The sequence below is a fragment of the Paraburkholderia ginsengiterrae genome (assembly GCF_001645125.1).
Taxonomy (GTDB): domain Bacteria; phylum Pseudomonadota; class Gammaproteobacteria; order Burkholderiales; family Burkholderiaceae; genus Paraburkholderia; species Paraburkholderia ginsengiterrae.
Genome location: NZ_LXKA01000334.1, coordinates 39,838 through 61,443 on the forward strand (window position 1 = coordinate 39,838; position 21,606 = coordinate 61,443).

Annotated in this window: 15 protein-coding genes and 1 tRNA gene; 8 read left to right on the forward strand and 8 right to left on the reverse strand. The window is 62.9% G+C overall.

Translation table 11 applies throughout. From position 1 onward, the window contains the following. Positions 1 to 69 precede the first annotated feature (69 nt). Entirely contained in the window at positions 70 to 792 is a 723-nt protein-coding gene (locus tag A6V37_RS25925; RefSeq protein ID WP_064268959.1) for a (Fe-S)-binding protein, read from the reverse strand. Positions 793 to 970: 178 nt separating this feature from the next. On the opposite strand from A6V37_RS25925, the gene A6V37_RS25930 reads away from it, so the two are divergent. After that, a complete protein-coding gene (locus A6V37_RS25930) occupies positions 971 to 1,780 on the forward strand; it encodes an IclR family transcriptional regulator (RefSeq protein ID WP_064268958.1) in 810 nt (269 codons plus the stop codon). Between the two features lie 93 nt (positions 1,781 to 1,873). Here the strand turns inward: A6V37_RS25930 and pbpG are convergent, their stop codons facing one another. After that, positions 1,874 to 3,049, reverse strand: a complete 1,176-nt coding sequence (gene pbpG / locus A6V37_RS25935) for a D-alanyl-D-alanine endopeptidase (RefSeq protein WP_064286457.1) — start codon at positions 3,047 to 3,049, stop codon at positions 1,874 to 1,876. Positions 3,050 to 3,827: 778 nt separating this feature from the next. On the opposite strand from pbpG, the gene A6V37_RS25940 reads away from it, so the two are divergent. Next, positions 3,828 to 4,400, forward strand: a complete 573-nt coding sequence (locus A6V37_RS25940; protein ID WP_064268956.1) for a phasin family protein — start codon at positions 3,828 to 3,830, stop codon at positions 4,398 to 4,400. A 356-nt stretch (positions 4,401 to 4,756) separates the two neighbouring features. Here A6V37_RS25940 and lpdA read toward each other — a convergent pair whose 3' ends face one another. The 3 genes from lpdA to aceE form a co-directional block, all read right to left on the reverse strand. Beyond that, on the reverse strand, positions 4,757 to 6,523 hold the full coding sequence (gene lpdA, locus A6V37_RS25945) for a dihydrolipoyl dehydrogenase (RefSeq protein WP_064268955.1): 1,767 nt from the start codon (positions 6,521 to 6,523) through the stop codon (positions 4,757 to 4,759). 102 nt (positions 6,524 to 6,625) lie between these two features. Then, positions 6,626 to 8,278, reverse strand: a complete 1,653-nt coding sequence (aceF, locus tag A6V37_RS25950) for a dihydrolipoyllysine-residue acetyltransferase (RefSeq protein WP_064268954.1) — start codon at positions 8,276 to 8,278, stop codon at positions 6,626 to 6,628. Between the two features lie 85 nt (positions 8,279 to 8,363). Further along, complete coding sequence (aceE, locus tag A6V37_RS25955) at positions 8,364 to 11,060, reverse strand: pyruvate dehydrogenase (acetyl-transferring), homodimeric type (protein WP_064286458.1); 2,697 nt, start codon at positions 11,058 to 11,060, stop codon at positions 8,364 to 8,366. 275 nt (positions 11,061 to 11,335) lie between these two features. On the opposite strand from aceE, the gene fixL reads away from it, so the two are divergent. From fixL to A6V37_RS25975, 4 genes are all read left to right on the forward strand, one after another. After that, entirely contained in the window at positions 11,336 to 13,852 is a 2,517-nt protein-coding gene (gene fixL, locus A6V37_RS25960) for an oxygen sensor histidine kinase FixL (protein WP_064268995.1), read from the forward strand. Continuing rightward, complete coding sequence (gene fixJ, locus A6V37_RS25965; protein WP_064268952.1) at positions 13,849 to 14,496, forward strand: oxygen response regulator transcription factor FixJ; 648 nt, start codon at positions 13,849 to 13,851, stop codon at positions 14,494 to 14,496. The genes fixL and fixJ overlap by 4 nt, the downstream gene beginning before the upstream one ends. Positions 14,497 to 14,885: 389 nt before the next feature. Continuing rightward, the gene (gene folD / locus A6V37_RS25970) at positions 14,886 to 15,749 is read left to right on the forward strand and encodes a bifunctional methylenetetrahydrofolate dehydrogenase/methenyltetrahydrofolate cyclohydrolase FolD (protein ID WP_064268951.1); all 864 of its coding nucleotides are present in this window, start codon (positions 14,886 to 14,888) and stop codon (positions 15,747 to 15,749) included. 328 nt (positions 15,750 to 16,077) lie between these two features. Continuing rightward, positions 16,078 to 18,186, forward strand: a complete 2,109-nt coding sequence (locus A6V37_RS25975) for a M3 family metallopeptidase (protein ID WP_064268950.1) — start codon at positions 16,078 to 16,080, stop codon at positions 18,184 to 18,186. Between the two features lie 114 nt (positions 18,187 to 18,300). On the opposite strand, the gene A6V37_RS25980 is transcribed toward A6V37_RS25975, so the two are convergent. Further along, positions 18,301 to 19,593 (reverse strand): amidohydrolase family protein, encoded by a 1,293-nt coding sequence (locus A6V37_RS25980; RefSeq protein ID WP_064268949.1) that lies wholly within the window; start codon positions 19,591 to 19,593, stop codon positions 18,301 to 18,303. Positions 19,594 to 19,800: 207 nt separating this feature from the next. Between A6V37_RS25980 and A6V37_RS25985 the strand changes: the two genes are divergently transcribed. Next, the gene (locus tag A6V37_RS25985) at positions 19,801 to 20,499 is read left to right on the forward strand and encodes an aspartate/glutamate racemase family protein (RefSeq protein ID WP_064268948.1); all 699 of its coding nucleotides are present in this window, start codon (positions 19,801 to 19,803) and stop codon (positions 20,497 to 20,499) included. Positions 20,500 to 20,608: 109 nt separating this feature from the next. Here the strand turns inward: A6V37_RS25985 and A6V37_RS25990 are convergent. Then, a tRNA-Met gene (locus A6V37_RS25990) sits at positions 20,609 to 20,685 on the reverse strand. 78 nt (positions 20,686 to 20,763) lie between these two features. Next, positions 20,764 to 21,051 (reverse strand): hypothetical protein, encoded by a 288-nt coding sequence (locus A6V37_RS25995; RefSeq protein ID WP_064268947.1) that lies wholly within the window; start codon positions 21,049 to 21,051, stop codon positions 20,764 to 20,766. A gap of 171 nt (positions 21,052 to 21,222) precedes the next feature. Between A6V37_RS25995 and A6V37_RS26000 the strand changes: the two genes are divergently transcribed. Next, the coding region (locus tag A6V37_RS26000) for an exodeoxyribonuclease III (RefSeq protein ID WP_208607895.1) at positions 21,223 to 21,606 on the forward strand (384 nt) is incomplete at its 3' end.

Here is a 21,606-nt window from a genome sequence, read left to right on the forward strand (position 1 = left end):
GCAAAGCGCGCGAACGGCAACGCGCATAACGGAACACAACGGAAAACGGCGGCAACGCGACGCGCGGCGTCAGACGTCGCCGGCCAGCACCTGTGCAATGTGCAGCACCCGCGTGGTGTGGTCGCCGGTACGCCGCAAACGGCCTTCAATATTGAGCATGCACCCGAGGTCGCCGAGCACCACCGCGCCGGTGCCGCTTGCCTGGATGTTCGCGCATTTTTCGTCGACGATTGCCGTCGAGATATCGCTGTACTTGACCGCGAAAGTGCCGCCGAAGCCGCAGCAGTGCTCGCAACCCTTCATTTCAGTCACGGCGACGCCCACCTGCGCGAGCAACGCGCGCGGCTGCTCCTTGACGCCGAGTTCACGCAGCCCCGAGCAGGAATCGTGGTAGGTCACCGGCGCTGTGAATTCGCCCGGCTGCAATTGCACCTTGGCCACGTTCACGAGGAAGTCGGTCAGTTCGAACACTTTGGCGCGCAGCCGGCCGAAGCGGTTCATCAGTTCGGGATCGTCGGCGAAGAGGTCGCCGTAATGCACGCGGATCATGCCGCCGCAAGAGCCCGATGGCACCACGATGTAATCGAACTGTTCGAATTCGCGCAGGGTTTTCTCGGCCAGATCGCGCGCGATGCGGCGCTCCCCCGAGTTGTAAGCGGGTTGCCCGCAGCAGGTTTGGGCGGGCGGCACAACCACTTCGAAACCGGCTCCTTCGATCAGCTTGATGACCGAAAAACCGATTTCGGGACGCATCAGGTCGATCAGGCACGTAACGAACAATCCGACTCGCATGAGCCCTCCTTCGGGAAAACGTCCCTGATTATCCGCTGTTTGCCGCACAATACCAACGGCCGGAAGGCATAGGACGAGCACCACCTGATTTGGAATAGCCTTTCCAATCACATTCGCTTTTTTCACGATACGAGATACAATCAATTTCCGCTGTTTGACGCGTCAACCGATTCCTCCCATGAGCGATACGAACCCGGATCCCAAAACGTCGATCCAGGTGATCGAACGCATGATGCGCCTGCTCGATGCACTCGCCGCACATAGCGACCCGGTCAGCCTGAAAGAACTTGCCATCCGCACGGAACTGCACCCTTCCACCGCGCACCGCATCCTGAACGACATGGTGATGTGCCGGCTGGTCGACCGGTCGGACCCCGGCACTTACCGTCTCGGCATGCGCCTGCTCGAACTGGGCAATCTGGTGAAGGCGCGCCTGTCGGTGCGCGACGCGGCGCTCACGCCGATGCGCGAATTGCACCGGCAGACGGGCCAGACCGTGAACCTCTCGGTGCGTCAGGGCGACGAAATCGTCTACATCGAACGGGCTTATTCCGAGCGCTCCGGCATGCAGGTGGTGCGAGCCATCGGCGGACGGGCTCCCCTGCATCTGACCTCGGTGGGCAAGCTCTTTCTCGCCGCCGACGAATCGACCCGCGTACGGGCCTACGCCACGCGCACCGGCTTGTCGGGCCACACGCAGAACAGCATTACCGACCTGAGCAAACTGGAACGCGAACTCTCGCATGTACGCCAGCAGGCCTGCGCGCGCGACAACGAGGAGCTGGAACTGGGCGTGCGCTGCATTGCCGCCGGCATCTACGACGACACCGGCAAGCTGGTCGCCGGCCTATCGCTGTCGGCGCCCGCGGACCGTCTGCAAGACTCGTGGCTCAGCCAGCTCAGCCAGACGGCGCTGATGATCTCGGAGTCGCTCGGCTATCGGCCGCCCTCGCCGCAGGACCATGCTCACGGCCATCATCACGCGTAAGCCGGCGCTACCGTCAGCTCAATGACAAAAAGCCTCGCATCCGCGAGGCTTTTTGTTTTGCTGGCCAGTCAGGCAACCGGCCACCGGGATGCGTCAGGTGCCCGCGCCGCCGGCATCCGCGCTGGTGATGCGCGGCTGGTCGCCGCCGTTATCAAGCCACGTGCGCAGACGCGTGGCGTCGGCAAAACGCGAATATTTGCCCGACGAATCGAGCAGCACCATGATCATCGGACGGCCGTGGATGGTCGCCTGCATCACGAGGCACTCACCCGCTTCGTTGATGAAACCGGTCTTTTGCAGGCCGATATCCCACGTCGGGTTGCGCACCAGCGCATTCGTGCTGTTGTAGGCCAGCGAGCGCTTGCCGGTGTACACCTCGTAGCTATGATCGGTCGAGAACTTGCGGATCACCGGATATTGATACGCAGCATTGACCATCTTCACGAGGTCGCGCGCGCTCGACACGTTCTGGCTCGTCAAACCTGTGGGGTTTTCAAAGTGCGTGTCGGTCATGCCGAGTTGCTTCGCCTTGGCATTCATGGCGGCGAGGAACGCCGGACGGCCGCCCGGGAAGTAACGCGACAGCGACGCGGCCGCGCGGTTTTCCGAGGCCATCAGTGCGATGTGCAGCATGTCTTCACGCGAGAGCACCGAGCCCACCGACAGACGCGAGCCGGTGTTCTTTTCGTAATCGCGGTCTTCGTCCGTGACTTCGATCTGGTCCGTCATCGGCTCTTTCGAATCGAGCACCACCATCGCCGTCATCAGCTTGGTGATCGACGCGATCGGCACCACGGCGCGCGAATTCTTGTCGAACAGCGATTCACCGGTGTTCTGATCGATCACATAGGCGACGCTCGAACGCAGCATCAGCGCGTCGGGCGTGTCGTGCAGACCAAAGGCCTGGCCGACGCTCGGCTGGCGCGGTTCGTAGGCGACGCGGCGCATCACCGTGTGGTGACGGCCATTCGACGTGTACGTGACGCGCTTGCGCTTGACGCTCGCGCGCGGCGCGTCGTCGTCAGCGGCGGCTACCGGTTTGGCAGCCGCGCCTTTGTTCGCCTTCGACACCTTGGCGGTGGCAGCAGCCGGCTTCTTGGTTTTTTTCGCCTGTTTGGTGGTTGTTGCAGTCGCGTCAGGCGTGGCGGCAAAAGTGCTCACAGGCGCGGCGAACGCCGCCGCGATGACCATGGAGGCGGCCACCGACAGAGCGGTGCTGCGGGCCGCGCCGTGGATCACTTTTAGCGACGAAAACATGTCGGTTTTCATGTGTGTTCGGTAAGGAGCGGCGAGAGGTTTCCGCAAGTGTAGTAAAACAACGAAAAATTAGCAATTTTAAGCACTTATACGTGGTCCTTAAACCGGCTTGTAAGCTCCGATCGCAAAAACACAAGTCAGTGCCCCGCCTCGATCGAAAAAAACGATCGCTGGCGTGCTTCGTCCCGCCCTTGCCGCCACACGCCAGAATCTCGAGGTGATTCTTCCAGCATAACGGCAATTTCGAGACAACCTTGATCAGGGGAAATACGGTCAACACACAGGCAGGCCAAGGGCTTGCTCGTGCAAGGCGCGCAGTCGGGATCACGCCGCGAGGGTGTTAAACACCTGCTGAGATCGCCAACGCGCATTCGACCGGCATGAAGCGTTAACGTTCCGTGACACTTTCCGGTTTACATGAATCTGCAAATCCTGGCTTGCCACCCGCTGCCAGATGCTGGCCAGCCGCGCCGCCCGCGCACCAGGATCGGTCAAAACGCCCTACCCGCCTGCCGGTCAAGTCGATTTTGCCGCGCACCAGCACGGCGCAAGAGCCAATTCAGCCTGCGTCATACGAATGTCATGCGTACTGAATAACGTATTGTTTTATCAGCATTTTATCAACATTGTGCGACGCACAAAAAGTTCTTGACATTCGGTTAGGCCATCCTAAAATGGGAACCATTGCTGCGATGCACAAAACATTGCAGTCCGGGGAGATGCACCAATGTGTCTCGCCACCAACCCAACGCGGTCCGCACAGACAGACCGCTACCCAGGAGCGTAAAACATGACTCTGCTGACCCCTGAGCAATTCGCCGCAGCCCAGAAAGCCAACTTCGAAACGCTGTTCGGCCTGACGACCAAGGCATTTGAAGGCGTGGAAAAACTGGTTGAACTGAACCTGCAAGTCGTGAAGTCGACGCTCGCGGAAAGCCAGGAAAACGCCCAGCGCGCGCTGTCGGTGAAGGACGCGCAAGAACTGCTGGCACTGCAAGCAAGCCTGGCACAGCCGGTGGCTGAAAAGGCCCTGTCGTACGGCCGCCATGTCTATGAAATCGTTTCGGCAACGCAAGGTGAATTCACCCGCGTCGCAGAAGCGCAATTCGAAGAGCAGAACAAGAAGGTTCAATCGCTCGTCGAAAACGTCGCAAAGAACGCACCGGCTGGTTCGGAAACTGCTGTCGCCGTGCTGAAGTCGGCTATCACCGCCGCCAACACCACGTACGAAACGGTTCACAAGGCAACCAAGCAAGCTGTTGAAATCGCAGAAAGCAACTTCAACGCAGCCGCAACGGCCGCCTCGAAGGCAGCTTCGCAAGCCGCTGCACAAGCTTCGCGCTCGGCCAAGAAGGCAGTCTAAGTTTCAGGCTTCAGTTTCAGGCATCAATTCAGGCATCACCCGACGCCGGCACAGCTCATCCGCTGTGCCGGCGTTTCTGCAAGCAACAGCGTCGTGCCGTTGCCGCTCATACGGTTCTATTGGCCGAACGCTCCGATACGCTGAATCGCGTATCGTTTGCCCGGCGCAGGCCGGGATTTTTTTTCCCGCCGCCTGAAACCGTTCAGAAAGTACCGACGCCGCCACCGTCCAGCGGTGACCGCCCGCTTCGATGCTCAAAACGCTGGCCAAGAAAAAAACGGCGCGCCCCGCAAAGGGCGCGCCGTATTTTTTTTCGCTTCGTCGAGTCCGTCTGCAAGCAGACGGACCAGAGCGCATTACTTCTTCTTCTGCGGCGGCAAATCCGTACAGACGCCTTCATACAACTCCGCAGCCATGCCGATCGATTCGCCGAGCGTCGGATGCGGGTGAATCGTCTTACCGATATCCGTTGCGTCCGCACCCATCTCGACCGCGAGACACACTTCGCTGATCAGGTCGCCCGCATTCAGACCGACAATCCCGCCGCCGATCACGCGATGCGTTTCTTCGTCGAACAGCAGCTTCGTGAAGCCTTCGTCGCGGCCGTTGGCAATCGCGCGGCCGGAAGCAGCCCACGGGAACACGGCTTTGCCGTACTTGATGCCCTCGGCCTTCAACTGGTCTTCCGTCTTGCCGGCCCACGCCACTTCCGGATCGGTGTACGCCACCGACGGAATCTGCAGCGCGTCGAAGTACGCCTTCTCGCCATGCGCGGCTTCGGCGGCGACATGCCCTTCATGCACGGCCTTGTGCGCGAGCATCGGCTGACCGACGATATCGCCGATCGCGAAGATGTGCGGCACGTTGGTGCGCATCTGCTTGTCGACGTCGATGAAGCCACGATCCGTTACCGCCACGCCGGCCTTCTCCGCACCGATCCTCTTGCCGTTCGGCGAACGGCCGACGGCCACCAGCACGAGGTCATAGCGCTGCGCTTCGGCCGGCGCCTTCTCGCCTTCGAACGACACGTAGATGCCGTCGGCCTTAGCCTCGGCCGCGGTGGTTTTGGTCTTCAGCATGACGTTCGCGAAACGCTTGCTGTTGTACTTCTCCCAGACCTTGACCAGATCGCGGTCGGCGCCGGTCATCAGACCGTCGAGCATTTCCACCACGTCGATCTGCGCGCCGAGCGTGGCGTACACCGTGGCCATTTCCAGGCCGATGATGCCGCCGCCGATCACCAGCATGCGCTGCGGAATCTGACGCAGTTCGAGCGCGCCGGTCGAATCGACCACTCGCGGATCTTCCGGAATGAACGGCAGCTTCACCGCTTCCGAGCCGGCCGCGATAATCGCCTGCTTGAACTTGACGACCTTCTTGCCGCCTTCCGTCTGCACTTCCATGTGGTGCGGATCGACAAACGCGCCGGTCCCCGTCACGACTTCGACCTTGCGCATCTTCGCCATGCCGGCGAGACCGCCGGTGAGCTTCTTGACGACGCCCGACTTGAAGTCGCGCAGCTTGTCGAGATCGATCTGCGGCTTGCCGAACGTGATGCCGTGCGAGCCGAGCGCTTCGGCTTCATCGATCACCAGCGCCGTATGCAGCAACGCTTTCGACGGAATACAGCCGACGTTCAGACACACGCCGCCGAGCGTCGAATAACGTTCGACGAGCACGGTCTTCATGCCGAGGTCGGCGGAGCGGAACGCCGCCGAGTAACCGCCGGGACCCGAACCGAGCACCAGCATGTCGCATTCGATGTCCGCACTGCCGGCAAAGCTGCCGGCTTGCGGCGCGGGGGCTGCCGCCGCTGCAGGAGCAGCCGCTTTCTCAGGTTCTTTGGCCGGCGCCTTCGGTGCTTCTTTAGCCGGAGCCGCGCTTGCCGACGTTTCGACGAGCGCGATCACCGTGCCTTGCGAAACCTTGTCGCCGGCTTTGACGCGGATTTCCTTGACGGTACCGGCGATGTCGCTCGGCACTTCCATCGACGCCTTGTCGGATTCGAGCGTCAGCAGCGACTGCTCTTTCTCGATGGTGTCGCCCGGCTTGATATTGACTTCGATGACGTCGACGTCCTTGAAGTCACCGATATCCGGCACTTTTACTTCGACGAGACTCATTAGTGTCCCCTTCTCTTATTGATCGGCGATAAGGTGCGCGCAAGCGGACAGACACGGATAACAACTGCTAATCCGCGCCTGCCGCCTGACCTCAAACCACCATCAAAGAATCACACGCCGGAAATCGGCAAGAATCGCACCCAGGTACGCGTTGAAGCGCGCCGCTTCCGCCCCGTCGATGACGCGATGGTCATACGACAAGGACAACGGCAGCATCAGACGCGGCACAAACTGCTTGCCGTCCCACACCGGCTTCATCGCACCGCGCGACAGGCCCAGAATGGCGACTTCAGGTGCGTTGATAATCGGCGTGAAGTTGGTGCCGCCGATTCCGCCGAGCGACGAAATCGAGAAGCAGCCGCCTTGCATCTGGTCCGGCTTCAGCTTGCCGTCGCGAGCGGCCTTCGACAGATCGGTCATTTCCTTCGCGATCTCGACGAGACCCTTCTTGTCCGCGTCGCGAATCACCGGAACCACCAGACCGTTCGGCGTATCAGCGGCAAAACCCACGTGGAAGTACTGCTTGAACACGAGGTTGTCGCCGTCGAGGCTCGCGTTGAACGTCGGGAATTTCTTCAGGGCCGAGACCACCGCCTTGATCACGAACGCCAGCATCGTGATCTTCACGCCGGCCTTTTCGTTTTCCTTGTTCAACTGCACGCGCAGCGCTTCGAGATCGGTGATGTCCGCTTCGTCGTTGTTCGTGACGTGCGGAATCATGACCCAGTTGCGGTGCAGATTCGCGCCCGAAATCTTCTTGATGCGCGACAGCGGCTTCGCTTCGAACGGGCCGAACTTCGAGAAGTCGACCTTCGGCCACGGCAGCAGATTCAGCTCGCCGCCACCGGCCGCAGCCGGTGCCGCCGCACCTGCAGGAGCAGCGCGCTGGCCGGTCATGACGCCCTTGATGAAGGCGGTCACGTCGGCTTGCGTAATGCGGCCCTTCGGCCCCGTGCCCTGCACTTGAGCCACGTCGACGCCGAGTTCGCGCGCGAACTTGCGCACGGACGGCGACGCATGGCTCGCGTGGCGCGCGCCACCTTCACCGGCCGGAATCACCGGCGCCTGAGCGAGCGCGGACGGCGCAACCGGCGCCGGCGACGGCGCGACCGGTGCGTCGGACGGCTTCTCGAGTGCCGGCTTCGGCGCCGGAGCCGGCGCGGCCGCACCGCCTTCGGCTTCAACCACGACGATCACCGAGCCTTCCGACACGGTATCGCCCACCTTGACCTTCACTTCCTTCACCACGCCGGCGGCCGAGCTCGGCACGTCCATGGTCGCCTTGTCGGATTCCAGCGTGACGAGCGACTGCTCTTTCTCGACGCGATCGCCGACCTTCACCGCGACTTCGATCACGGGGATGTCTTTGTAGTCGCCGATGTCCGGCACTTTGACTTCCTGCAGGCCACCGCCGGCCGCGGCCGGTGCGGGCGCCGGCGCAACAGCGGGTGCTGCTGCCGGCGCGGGTGCCGGAGCCGGAGCCGCGGCAGCCGCCGGAGCGGCCGCACCGTTCACCGCGCCGTCCAGCACGACGATCAGCGAACCTTCCGACACGTTGTCGCCGACCTTGACCTTCACTTCCTTGACGACGCCGGCAGCCGAGCTCGGCACGTCCATGGTCGCCTTGTCGGATTCCAGCGTAACGAGCGACTGCTCTTTCTCGACGGTGTCACCCGCCTTGACCAGCACCTCGATCACAGGAATGTCCTTGTAATCGCCGATGTCCGGCACCTTGATTTCGATCGCTTGACTCATTGTTAGTGTCTCCTGGGCCGCGCGCGCAGCCTGCCCCTGTTATCAGGGGCGGCCGCGCGCGCCATGGCACACGGGGAATGATGCCTTAGACGGTCATCGGGTTGGGTTTGGCGGGATCAAGGTTGTACTTCTTGAGCGCCTCGGCGACGACCTTGCGCTCGATCGTGCCTTCATCTGCCAATGCATTCAGCGCGGCAACCGTGACCCAGTAGCGGTCGACTTCGAAGAAGTGGCGCAGCTTTTCGCGCGTGTCCGAACGGCCGTAGCCATCCGTGCCCAGCACGACGAACTTCTGCGGCACGAACGCGCGAATCTGCTCGGTCAGCGCGCGCACGTAGTCGGTCGAGGCGATGACCGGGCCCGGCGCGTCCTTCAGCAGCTTCTCGACGTGCGAGAGCTTCTTCTCTTCGGTCGGATGCAGCAGGTTCCAGCGCTGCACTTCGTGGCCTTCGCGAGCCAGTTCGGTGAAGCTCGGCACGCTCCACAGGTCGGCGGCGACGCCCCAGTCGTTCTTCAGCAGGTCGGCGGCGGCGATCACTTCGTTGAAGATCGTGCCCGCGCCCATCAGTTGCACGCGCGGCGCCTTCTTGTCGGCCTCTGCCTTGCGGAACGAGTACATGCCCTTGATGATGTCGGCTGCTACGGCTTCGCCCTGCGGAATCGCCGGGTGCTCGTAGTTCTCGTTCATCACCGTGATGTAGTAGTACACGTCTTCCTGATCCGCGACCATGCGGCGCAGGCCGTCCTGCATGATGACCGCGAGTTCGTAACCGAACGTCGGGTCGTAGCTGATGCAGTTCGGCACCGAAGCCGCCCACAGCAGCGAATGGCCGTCTTCGTGTTGCAGACCTTCGCCGTTCAGCGTCGTGCGGCCGGCCGTGCCGCCCAGCAGGAAGCCGCGCGAACGCATGTCCCCCGCGGCCCAGGCCAGGTCGCCGATGCGCTGGAAGCCGAACATCGAATAGAAGATGTAGAACGGGATCATCGTCTCGCCGTGCGTCGAGTACGACGTCGCGGCTGCGATCCAGTCACACATGCCACCGGCTTCGTTGATGCCTTCCTGCAGGATCTGGCCGCTTTCCGATTCGCGGTAGAACATCAGCTGATCGGAGTCTTCCGGAATGTACTTCTGGCCTTCCTGGTTCCAGATACCGATCTGACGGAACAGGCCTTCCATGCCGAAGGTACGCGACTCGTCCGGCACGATCGGCACGATGCGTTTGCCGAGAGCCTTGTCTTTCAGCAGGATGTTCAGGATCCGCACGAACGCCATCGTCGTGGAGATCTCGCGGCCTTCACCCGTGCCCTTGAGCAGCGGCTCGAACGCGTCGAGCGCCGGCACCGGCAGCGACTCGGCCTTCTGGCGACGCGCCGGCAGATAACCGCCGAGGTCCTGACGGCGGGCGCGCATGTACTCGAGTTCCTTCGAACCTTCTTCGAACTTGAGGTACGGCACGTGGACGAGGTCTTCGTCGGAGATCGGCAGGCGGAACTGGTCGCGGAACTTCTTCAGCTGATCCACGTGCAGCTTCTTCTGCTGGTGCGTGATGTTCATCGCCTGGCCGGCTTCGCCCATGCCGTAGCCCTTGATCGTCTTCGCGAGGATGACAGTCGGCTGGCCCTTGGCGTTGGTCGCTTCGGTGAACGCCGCGTAGATCTTGTGCGGATCGTGGCCGCCGCGGTTCAGGTTCCACACGTCCTCGTCGGACCAGTCGGCGACCAGCGCCTTCAGTTCCGGCGTGTTGAAGAAGTGTTCGCGCACGAATGCGCCCGACTCCGACTTGTACGTCTGGTATTCGCCGTCGACCACTTCCATCATGCGGCGCATCAGCGCGCCCGACTTGTCGCGCTGGAACAACGCATCCCAGCGGCTGCCCCAGACGACCTTGATGGCGTTCCAGCCCGCGCCGCGGAATTCGCTTTCCAGTTCCTGGATGATCTTGCCGTTACCGCGCACCGGACCGTCGAGGCGCTGCAGGTTGCAGTTGATCACGAACACGAGGTTGTCGAGACGTTCGCGGCCGGCCATGCCGATCGCGCCGAGCGATTCCGGCTCGTCCGTCTCGCCGTCGCCGAGGAACGCCCAGACCTTGCGGCCGTCGGTCTTCGCGATCCCGCGCGCCTGCATGTACTTCATGAAGCGTGCCTGATAGATCGCCATGATCGGGCCGAGGCCCATCGAGACGGTCGGGAATTGCCAGAAGTCCGGCATCAGCCACGGGTGCGGATACGACGAGATGCCCTCGCCGCCCACTTCCTGGCGGAAGTTGTCGAGCTGCTGCTCGCTCAGGCGGCCGAGCAGGAACGCGCGCGAGTACACACCCGGCGACGAGTGGCCCTGCACGAACACGAGGTCGCCGCCATGTTCGGCCGACGGCGCATGCCAGAAGTGGTTGTAACCGACGTCGTACAGCGTGGCGGCCGACGCGAACGAGGCGATATGGCCGCCGACGTTCGTGTCCTTGCCCGCGCGCAGCACCATGGCGATGGCGTTCCAGCGCGTGTACGAGCGGATGCGGTGCTCGAGATCCTGGTCGCCGGGGATCGGCGCCTGGCGTGAGACCGGAATGGTGTTGATGTACGGGGTGTTGGCGGAGAACGGCAGATGTTCGCCATGCACGCGGGCGAATTCGATCTGTTTTTCGATCAGGTAGTGAGCACGATCGGGGCCAACAGCAGAAATCACGCCATCCAGCGCTTCAAGCCATTCGCCGGTTTCCTGGGGATCGTCGTCTTTTTCAGCAGCGACATATTTCATGACTTCGTCGGGTACAGCGGACATTCTCGTCTCCTGGATGTAGAGGAACGCTCTTTGAACAGACGACGCGGACGAAGCACGGCCGCGGCAGCTTCGGCCGATTGTAATAAGGGTCCCGACGTCCGCGCAACAAAATTTTCGAATTACGAGATCGAATCTCATAATGCGGAAAATTGTTGCGGCGCAACCTGATTTGACTGCCGATCGACGGATACGTCGGGTAGTGTGCGCCGATTAACGGTACTTTCAGCGCTTTTTTGCGCCATTTGCTAGCTGCACGCTGCGCTACAATGCCAGGCATGTTGACCGAACGGCTTTTCGCACGCTCGGCGCGCGCCGCCGGTTCGCCGGCGGACTCGACGCCGTCCTCTCGCTGGCACCATGGGCCATGGTGGTCCAATTCCTATTTGCTCACGCCACTCCTGTCGATCCTGGTTTTCCTGGTCGTCATGAGTCTGATTCTGTGGAGTCTGAACCGGCGCGAACAGCAGCAGCAGGAAGACACGCTATACCGCAACGTCGCATGGGCGCAGCAGCAGATCCGCCTGTCCATGACCGGCGCGCAGGAACAGATCCAGGCGCTCGCGCGCGATCTCGTCGCCGGCCACGCCGACCCGCATTCGTTCCAGGTGTCCACCACGGACATCATGCAGGGGCATCCCGAGATCCTGCACATGAACTGGTACACGGCCCAGCAGCAGCCGCGCTGGCCCAATACCGCGCTGCCCGTGTTCGGCCAGCGCCTCGCCAAGCCGAGCGACGCGCAGATGGACGAGGCCGTCAAAGCCGGCTTCAGCGAAGCGCGCAACACGCGCCGCCAGGTGTACTCGCCATTGATGTACGACGACGTCGGAAACGGCTACATCACGCTGCAAACGCCGTTGTACCGCGACCGTGAATTTCTCGGCACGATTGCCGCCGTGTTCTCGGTGGAAGGCATCCTGAAGCACGACATTCCGCCCGAGTTGTCGGCTAAATACAAAATTTCGATCATCGACGTGAACAACCGCGAGTTGACCACCACGTCGACCCGCCCGCGCCTGCCGCGCGACATGTTCTACGACCTGCCGCTCGACCCGCCGGGCCAGGGCGTCTCGGTGCGCGTCTACGCGTTCCCGCAGATGACCAACTTCACCAACAACACGCTGGTGTGGCTGGTGGCCGGCCTGTCCTGTTTCGTGTTGTGGAGCCTGTGGAGCCTGTGGAAGCACACGCGGCAACGCTTCGAGGCGCAGCAGGCGCTGTACGCCGAGGCGTTCTTCCGCCGCGCGATGGAAAACTCGGTCCTGATCGGCATGCGCGTGCTCGACATGCACGGGCGCATTACCCACGTCAATCCGGCGTTTTGCCGCATGACCGGCTGGGACGAAAGCGATCTGGTCGGCAAGAACGCGCCGTTCGCCTACTGGCCGCGCGACTCGTACCCGGAAATGCAGCGCCAGCTCGACATGACGCTGCGCGGCAAGGCGCCCTCGTCGGGCTTCGAATTGCGGGTACGCCGCAAGGATGGTTCGACGTTCCATGCGCGCCTCTATGTCTCGCCGCTGATCGACAGCTCGGGCCGCCAGACCGGCTGGATGTCGTCCATGACCGACATCACCGAGCCGAAACGCGCGCGCGAAGAGCTGGCCGCCGCGCACGAGCGCTTCACCACGGTGCTCGAAAGTCTCGACGCCGCCGTGTCCGTGCTGGCCGCCGACGAAGCCGAACTGCTGTTCGCCAACCGCTACTACCGCCATCTCTTCGGCATTCGCCCGGACGGTCATCTGGAACTGGCGGGCGGCGGGTTCGACAGCTCGCAGGCGTCGTCCGATTCGATCGATATGGTGGACACCTACGCCGGCCTGCCCGCCGCCGCGTTGACGGAAAGCACCGCCGACGCGCAGGAAATCTACGTGCAGAGCATCCAGAAGTGGTTCGAAGTGCGCCGCCAGTACATCCAGTGGGTGGACGGCCACCTCGCGCAGATGCAGATCGCCACCGACATCACCACGCGCAAGCAGGCGCAGGAACTGTCGCGCCAGCAGGACGAAAAGTTGCAATTCACCAGCCGCCTGATGACGATGGGCGAAATGGCGTCATCGCTGGCTCACGAGCTGAACCAGCCGCTCGCCGCCATCAATAACTATTGCTCCGGAACCGTCGCACTGGTTAAATCCGGTCGGACGACGCCTGACAATCTGTTGCCCGTGCTCGAGAAGACCGCTCAACAGGCAGTGCGCGCGGGCATGATCATCAAGCGTATTCGTGAATTCGTGAAACGCAGCGAGCCGAAGCGCCAGGCCACGCGCGTGGCCGATATCGTCGCGGACGCGGTGGGGCTGGCCGAACTCGAAGCGCGCAAGCGGCGCATTCGCATCGTCACCGATCTGCGCTCGCGCCTGCCGGTGATCTACGTCGACCCGGTGCTGATCGAGCAGGTGCTGGTCAACCTGCTGAAGAACGGCGCCGAAGCGATGGCCGAAGCCCGTCCGAATGCGGTCGATCCGGTGATCCGCGTGGTCGTGCGGCTGGACAGCGACTTCGTCTGCATCAGTGTCGTCGACCAGGGGCCCGGCGTCGACGAAGCGACAGCCGAGCGGCTGTTCGAACCGTTTTACAGCACCAAGTCCGACGGCATGGGCATGGGGCTGAACATTTGCCGTTCGATTATCGAATCGCACCGCGGTCGTCTGTGGGTGGTCAACAACGTCGAATCAGACGGCCACATCACGGGCGCCACGTTCCATTGCAGTCTGCCTATTGGAGAGCCGGACGGCCCGAGCAACGGCGGGTCAGAGGCGCCGACACCACAAACCGTTACGGGAGAGCTATGAACAGCCCAGTCACCACACAGGAAACCGTCTTTGTCGTCGATGACGACGAGGCCGTGCGAGATTCGCTGCGCTGGCTGCTGGAGGCGAACGGCTACCGCGTGCAATGCTTCTCCAGCGCCGAGCAGTTCATCGACGCCTGGCAGCCGCATCAGCATCCGGGCCAGATCGCATGCCTGATTCTCGATGTGCGGATGTCCGGCATGAGCGGGCTCGAGTTGCAGGAACGCCTGATCGCCGACAACGCTTCCCTGCCCATCATCTTCGTGACAGGTCACGGCGACGTGCCGATGGCCGTGTCGACGATGAAAAAAGGTGCGATGGACTTCATCGAAAAGCCGTTCGACGAAGCCGAATTGCGCAAACTGGTCGAGCGCATGCTCGACAAGGCGCGCAGCGAAAGCACCAGTGTGCAGCAACAGCGTGCCGCCGCCGAACGTCTGGGCAAGCTGACCGCGCGCGAACACCAGGTGCTCGAGCGCATCATCGCCGGCCGCCTGAACAAGCAGATCGCCGACGACCTGGGCATCAGCATCAAGACAGTCGAAGCGCACCGCGCGAACATCATGGAAAAGCTCAACGTCAACACGGTCGCCGATCTGCTGCGACTGGCGCTGTCGAACAAGCCGCAGCAGCCGGCGCAATAAGCCGCACCCGGCGGCGTGCCCCGAAGCGAGCCCGCCTGCGGGGGCTCGCCGCCAGACGCGACTGCGCGCCAACGCGCCGGACTGCACGACAGTCCGGCTTGCCTTATGCTCGGCCGCCGCGTCTTTCCTGCCTGATTTCCCCCTCGCCTTTCTGTTGCCGCCGCGCGGCGGTCTGGTCCGACGGACTGATTTCGACGCACCCAAAGCGGGCGATCAATGTGCAGATTGCCAGCCGGGCCGCCCGGTATAATGTCGCACTTCGCTGCGCGCATTAACCCCAATTCGCGCAGCGCGCTTTTCAGGTGACGACCCGTTCCCGCTGAAAAACGCCATCGGGCGCGAGCACCCGCGCCCTGCTCCGCTTTCCAAACTGCCCATCTCGACCGACCATGACTGCCAAACTGATCGACGGCCTCGCCCTTTCCAAGACCTTGCGTGCCGACGTCGCCGCGCGCGCCGCCGCCCTCACCGCCCGCGGCCATCAGCCGGGCCTCGCAGTGGTGCTGGTCGGCGACAATCCGGCCAGCGAAGTATACGTGCGCAACAAGGTCAAGGCCTGCCACGACAACGGCCTCGGGTCGTCGTTCGACCGTTATCCGGCTGACCTGCCGGAGGCCGAACTGCTCGCGCGCATCGACGAACTGAACCGCGACCCGCGCATTCACGGCATTCTGGTGCAACTGCCGCTGCCGCCGCATATCGACAGCCACAAGGTGATCGAAGCCATCGCGCCCGAAAAGGACGTGGATGGCTTTCACGTCGCCAACGCCGGCGCGCTGATGACCGGCCAGCCGCTGTTCCGCCCGTGCACGCCGTACGGCGTGATGAAGATGCTCGCCGCATACGATATCCCGCTGAAAGGCGCGAACGCGGTGGTGATCGGCCGCTCGAACATCGTCGGTAAGCCAATGGCGCTGCTGCTGCTCGAAGCCGGCGCGACCGTCACGATCTGCCACAGCAAGACGCGCGATCTGGCCGCCCATACGCGCAACGCCGACGTGGTCGTGGCCGCGACCGGCCTGCGCAACATTCTCACGGCGGACATGGTCAAGCCGGGCGCGGCGGTGATCGACGTCGGCATGAATCGCGACGAAGCCGGCAAGCTGTGCGGCGACGTCGATTTCGCGGGCGTCAAGGAAGTGGCCGGATACATCACGCCGGTGCCGGGCGGCGTCGGCCCGATGACCATCACCATGCTGCTCGTCAACACGATCGAAGCGGCCGAACGCGAAGCGGCTGCCGCCAACGCGTAAATCAGGAAGGACAAGCCGGCGCAGCGCATGCGTCGGCCAACTCGCCGCGCGGCACGATCCGCCCTCATCACTGCGGCAATCACCATCTGCTGGCGCGCAATGCGCCTGCATGGCCCGGCTTGGGCCCGGCCGGACATGTGCCGCCCGCAAATCGAGTCACGACATCTGATAATTTCTCTGCTGACGGATTGGAATCGGGACGCCCTGCCCCAATAATGTCCGTATCGGGTGTCAGAGGGCGTGATCACACGCCCGGAAGCTCGCCCCCTTGGGCGCGCGCCCGTCGATCCACCGATTACCCGTTCACCCGCGTCAGACAGGAAGCCTTATGTCCACTACCGCCTCGAATCACGACAATCCGCTCCTCGATTTCTCCGACCTGCCGCGCTTTGGCGAAATCCGCCCCGAACACGTTACGCCCGCCCTCGACGTGCTGCTCGCCGACGCGGCCGCCGCCGTCGAGCGCGCGGCCCAGCCGATCACCCCCGCCTCCTGGGCCGATGTGGTCGAGCCGGTCGAACGCGCTACCGAACCGCTGTCGCGCGCCTGGAGTGTGGTCGGCCATCTGAACGCCGTGGCCGATACGCCCGAACTGCGCGCCGTGTATGGCGAAAATCTGCAGCGTGTAACCGAATTCTGGTCGAGCGTCGGACAGAATCTCGCGCTGTACGAAAAGTACAAGGCATTGAACGCCAGCGGCGATTTCGCCTCGCTGACCAGCGAGCGCAAGAAGATTCTCGGCAATGCGCTGCGCGACTTCCGTCTGTCTGGCGCGGAGCTGCCGGAAGATCAAAAGCCGCATTTCGCCGAATTGCAGGAACGCCAGGCCGCGCTGTCGAAAGCGTTTTCAGACCACGTGCTGGATGCGACCAACGCCTACGCTTATGTCGTCGAAGCCGGCGACGAGGCACAACTGGCCGGCCTGCCGGAAGACGTGATCGAAGCCGCGAAAGAAGCCAGCGAACGCGAAGGCAAGACCGGCTACAAATTCACGCTGCACTTCCCGTCGTACTTCCCGGTCATGCAGTACTCGGAAAACCGTGCAATGCGCGAAGCGGTCTATCGCGCCTACGTGACGCGCGCCTCCGAACTCGGCCCGCAATACGGCAACGGCAAAACGGAGTGGGACAACACCGCGGTGCTCGCCGACCAGCTGAAGGTGCGTGCCGAAGAAGCGCGCATGCTCGGCTACAACAACTTCGCCGAAGTCTCGCTCGCGCCGAAAATGGCCGAGTCGCCCGCGCAAGTCATGAGCTTCCTCGAAGACCTCGCCACACGCGCACGTCCGCATGCCGAGCAGGACTGGAAGGAACTGCGTGAATTCGCCGCCAACGAACTCGGCCTCGCCGACATGCAGCCGTGGGACATGACGTTCGCCGCCGAGCGCCTGCGTCAGAAGCGGTATTCGTTCTCGGAGAACGAAGTCAAACAGTATTTCCCGGAAGACACCGTATTCAAGGGCCTCTTCAAGGTCACTGAAACACTGTTCGGCGTGCGTATCCGTCGCGACGACGCGGCCGTGTGGCATCCGGACGTGCGCTTTTTCCGCGTCGAGAATCAGGACGGCGGCCTCGTCGCGCAGTTCTACCTCGATCTGTACGCGCGCGAAGGCAAACGCGGCGGCGCATGGATGGACGACGCGCGCGGCCGTCACAAGCACACGCATGGCGCCGTGCAAACGCCGGTCGCGTATCTGACCTGCAACTTCTCTGCGCCGGTCGGCGGCAAGCCGGCCTGCTTCACGCACGACGAAGTCATCACGCTGTTCCATGAGTTCGGCCATGGCCTGCATCACATGCTCACGCGGGTCGACGAACTCGGCGTGTCGGGCATCAACGGCGTGGAGTGGGACGCGGTCGAACTGCCGTCGCAATTCATGGAGAACTTCTGCTGGGAGTGGGACGTGCTGAGCGACATGACTTCGCACGTCGAAACCGCCAAGCCGCTGCCGCGCGAGCTGTTCGACAAGATGCTGGCCGCGAAGAACTTCCAGAGCGGTCTGGGCACGCTGCGCCAGATCGTGTTCTCGATGTTCGACATGCAACTGCATACCGGCTTCGACGCGTCCGGCACGAAGAACGCCACGCAGCTCGCAAGCGAGATCAACGAGCGCTTCCACGTCGTGCCGCAGGCGCCGTTCTCGCGTTGGCCGAACACGTTCAGCCATATTTTCGCGGGTGGTTACGCGGCGGGTTACTACAGCTACAAGTGGGCTGAAGTGCTTTCCGCCGATGCTTACGCCGCGTTCGAAGAAGCTGCGCAAGCCGCGAACGGCAGCGTGCTGGATCAGGCGACCGGCATGCGATATCGCAAGGAGATTCTGGAAGTGGGCGGCAGCCGTCCGGCCATGGAATCGTTCAAGGCGTTCCGCGGCCGTGAGCCGTCCATCGATGCCTTGCTGCGGCACAACGGCATGGCGCCGGGCGCCGCGCATTGATCGACGCGTCGATCGATTGAAGTGACCTGCGGCGCTCGACATGCGCCGCTACAAAGCCGGTGGTCTGCGTGAGCAGGCGCACCGGCTTTTTTGTTTCGCACCCCCGCGCCGCGCTCAACCGCGATGCAATTTGAAGTCCACCTCGGCGGGGCGGCCCTCCAGCGACAACGACGCGCGCGCGGCCGGCGCGCGGCTCACCACCTTGCCGCGGCTCACCACCGCGAGCCGTGCGGCGCGCAAGCGGATCGCCTCCACCGGGTCGCGCGCGTCGAGCAGCACGAGATTGGCCGCGCATCCCGGCGCGATGCCGTAGCCTTCGAGACCGAGAATGCGCGCGGCATTCACCGTGACTGCGTCGAAACAGGCATGCATGGCGTCGACGCCCGTCATCTGCGCCACGTGCAAGCCCATGTGCGCGACTTCGAGCATGTCGCCCGAACCGAGGCTGTACCACGGGTCCATCACGCAATCGTGGCCGAAGGCGACGTCGATGCCGGCCGCCATCATCTCCGGCACGCGCGTCATGCCGCGCCGCTTCGGATAGGTGTCGCTGCGGCCTTGCAGCGTGATATTGATGAGCGGATTCGCGATCGCCGCCACGCCCGCCTCGCGCACCAGCGGCAGGAGCTTGCTGACGTAGTAGTTGTCCATGGAATGCATCGAGGTCAGATGCGAACCGGCGACGCGCCCGTGCAAGCCGAGCCGGTGCGTTTCAGCCGCGAGGGTCTCGATGTGGCGCGACAGCGGGTCATCCGATTCATCGCAATGCATGTCGACACGCAAGCCCTGCTCCGCCGCGAACTCGCACAACAGGCGCACGGACTGTGCGCCGTCGGCCATGGTGCGTTCGAAATGAGGAATGCCCCCCACCACGTCCACGCCCATCGCGATCGACCGCTTGAGATTCTCGAACGCACCCGCGCTGCGCAACACGCCGTCTTGCGGAAATGCGACCAGTTGCAAGTCGAGGTACGGCGCGACCCGGCGCTTCACTTCGAGCAGCGCCTCGACCGCCAGCAGGCGCGGATCGCACACATCCACGTGACTGCGGATGGCCAGCAGCCCGCGCGCGACCGCCCAGTCGCAATACTGCAGCGCGCGCTCGATCAGCGCCTCCTGCGTCAGGTGCGGCTTCAGCTCACCCCATAGCGCAATGCCTTCCAGCAAGGTGCCCGATGCGTTCACACGCGGCAAGCCGTAGGAAAGCGTCGCATCCATGTGGAAGTGCGGGTCGACGAACGGCGGCGTGACGAGTGAGCCCGCGGCGTCGATTTCTTCGCGCGCGTGCGCGGCCAGATTGGGCTCGACGGCGACGATGCGCGCCGCTTCGATGCCGATGTCGACCGGCTGCTTGTGCTGCGGCACGGCGCTTCGCGGCAGCGTCGCGCGGCGGATGATCAGATCCATGTATCGCTCCCTGTTGACCGCCTTCTGATTGATCACGATTCTATCGGCGTCAGAAAGTGTGTGCGGGCGTTTTATCCTGCGTTTTCAGGATGCCGTACCGGCGGGCGGCGCGCAATCCGTACCGGCTATGCGCCCCGCTGCCCACCTATACTCGGCTGGCAGACGGACGATGCGTGTCCGTCATTCACTCACTCACGGAGCAAGGGCATGAAGACAATCGGCGTGATTGGCGGAATGAGTTGGGAATCGTCCGCCGAGTACTACAAACTGCTCAATCGCCACGCCAAAGCGCGCCTCGGCGGCCATCACAACGCCCGTAGCCTGATGCTCACCGTCGACTTCGCGCCGATCGAGGCAAACCAGCGCGCGGGCGACTGGGCCGCGCTCGGGCAGCAGATGGCCGACGCCGCACGCCAGCTCGAACGAGGCGGCGCCGATCTGGTGATGCTCGCGACCAATACGATGCATCGCGTGTATGAATCGATCGAGGCGGCGATCGAGGTGCCGTTCCTGCATATCGCCGATCCGACCGGCAACGCGCTGCGCGCGGCGGGCATCGAACGGGTGGGTTTGCTCGGCACGCGCTATACGATGGAACAGACTTTTTACACAGGGCGCTTGCGTGAGCGCTATGGTCTTGAGACCGTGATTCCCGATGAGAGCGAACGCGCGGACGTGCATCGCATCATCTATGACGAGCTGTGCCACGGTAACGTGAACGATGCGTCGCGCAAGGTGTATCAGCGGGTGATCGAAGCGTTGGCTGCGCGTGGCGCGCAGGCGGTGATACTCGGCTGCACTGAGATCACATTGCTGATCAAGCCGGAAGATTCGATGCTGCCGGTGTTCGACACGACTGCGCTGCATGCGCAGGCGGCGGTGGAGTGGGCGATTGAGGGGGAGTAAGGGCTGATATGAGCGCACATGCTCAACGCAAGCGCACACAAATACCAACGCACACCGCCAGAAGTCAAAAAGCCCGCGTGGCTTGCGCCAGCGGGCCTTCAACAATGCTTGGTTGCGGGGGTAGGATTTGAACCTACGACCTTCGGGTTATGAGCCCGACGAGCTGCCAGACTGCTCCACCCCGCGTCAGAGAAAACGGATTGTATAGAGATGTCGGCAAGACGTCAAACAATCGCGCGAATTATTTCATGCTAATGAATCGGCTCACAGATCCTGGACCGTCGCGCCTTCAATCTTGCCGTCGATGATATCCGCGCCGTATTGGCTCGCGCTGCGTTTTGCCACACCGAAATCGGAGAACGTGGCGGGCAGCACGAGACGAAACACGCGACTTGCCTTCGAGCCGCTGATCGCGCCCGGCCGGCAAACGCGCACCGCGACGTCGTAGCCTTCGGCATGGCGCTTGTGACCGTCGAACTTGTCGAACGCCCGCGAAAACACCAGCGGATGCACTTCGAAGTCCTTATAAAGGGCTGGGTAAAGTTCGGCCATGATGCCTCCAGGATGCGCAAGAACGCAAATGTGTGTAGTCCCACTATACGCTGCCGCATGACCGGCCCGCGCTTTTATTTTCCATGCCCGCGGCAGAGCAATTTTCGCCGTCCCCGCTCCCACGCGATAAGATGCGGGACTACAGGAATCACGCACGAAAGTGAGAATCTCATGAAAATCGCCACCTGGAACGTCAACTCCCTCAAAGTCCGCCAGCAACACGTGATCGACTGGCTCGGAACCAGCAGCACCGACGTGCTGTGCCTCCAGGAACTGAAGCTGACCGACGACAAATTCCCGCGCGCCGAACTCGAGGAGAAAGGCTACCGCAGCTGGTTCGCCGGCCAGAAGACCTACAACGGCGTCGGCATTCTGGTGCGCGAAGGCCTCACCGTCGACGAAAGCAGCGTCGTGCGCAACATTCCTGGCTTTGAAGATCCGCAGCAACGTGTGATCGCCGCGACCGTCGCAGGCGTGCGCATCATTTCCGCCTATTTCCCGAACGGCCCGGCGCCGGGCACGGACCAGTTCGCGTACAAGCTGAGCGTGGTCGCC

Coding starts and splice junctions, on each gene's coding strand:
- pbpG (WP_064286457.1), bottom strand. CDS start 3,049: ATGAAAACCGACATGTTTTCGTCGCTAAAAGTGATCCACGGCGCGGCC.
- A6V37_RS25975 (WP_064268950.1), top strand. CDS start 16,078: ATGTCCACTACCGCCTCGAATCACGACAATCCGCTCCTCGATTTCTCC.
- aceF (WP_064268954.1), bottom strand. CDS start 8,278: ATGAGTCAAGCGATCGAAATCAAGGTGCCGGACATCGGCGATTACAAG.
- A6V37_RS25930 (WP_064268958.1), top strand. CDS start 971: ATGAGCGATACGAACCCGGATCCCAAAACGTCGATCCAGGTGATCGAA.
- A6V37_RS25995 (WP_064268947.1), bottom strand. CDS start 21,051: ATGGCCGAACTTTACCCAGCCCTTTATAAGGACTTCGAAGTGCATCCG.
- fixL (WP_064268995.1), top strand. CDS start 11,336: ATGTTGACCGAACGGCTTTTCGCACGCTCGGCGCGCGCCGCCGGTTCG.
- fixJ (WP_064268952.1), top strand. CDS start 13,849: ATGAACAGCCCAGTCACCACACAGGAAACCGTCTTTGTCGTCGATGAC.
- folD (WP_064268951.1), top strand. CDS start 14,886: ATGACTGCCAAACTGATCGACGGCCTCGCCCTTTCCAAGACCTTGCGT.
- aceE (WP_064286458.1), bottom strand. CDS start 11,060: ATGTCCGCTGTACCCGACGAAGTCATGAAATATGTCGCTGCTGAAAAA.
- lpdA (WP_064268955.1), bottom strand. CDS start 6,523: ATGAGTCTCGTCGAAGTAAAAGTGCCGGATATCGGTGACTTCAAGGAC.
- A6V37_RS25925 (WP_064268959.1), bottom strand. CDS start 792: ATGCGAGTCGGATTGTTCGTTACGTGCCTGATCGACCTGATGCGTCCC.
- A6V37_RS25940 (WP_064268956.1), top strand. CDS start 3,828: ATGACTCTGCTGACCCCTGAGCAATTCGCCGCAGCCCAGAAAGCCAAC.
- A6V37_RS25980 (WP_064268949.1), bottom strand. CDS start 19,593: ATGGATCTGATCATCCGCCGCGCGACGCTGCCGCGAAGCGCCGTGCCG.
- A6V37_RS25985 (WP_064268948.1), top strand. CDS start 19,801: ATGAAGACAATCGGCGTGATTGGCGGAATGAGTTGGGAATCGTCCGCC.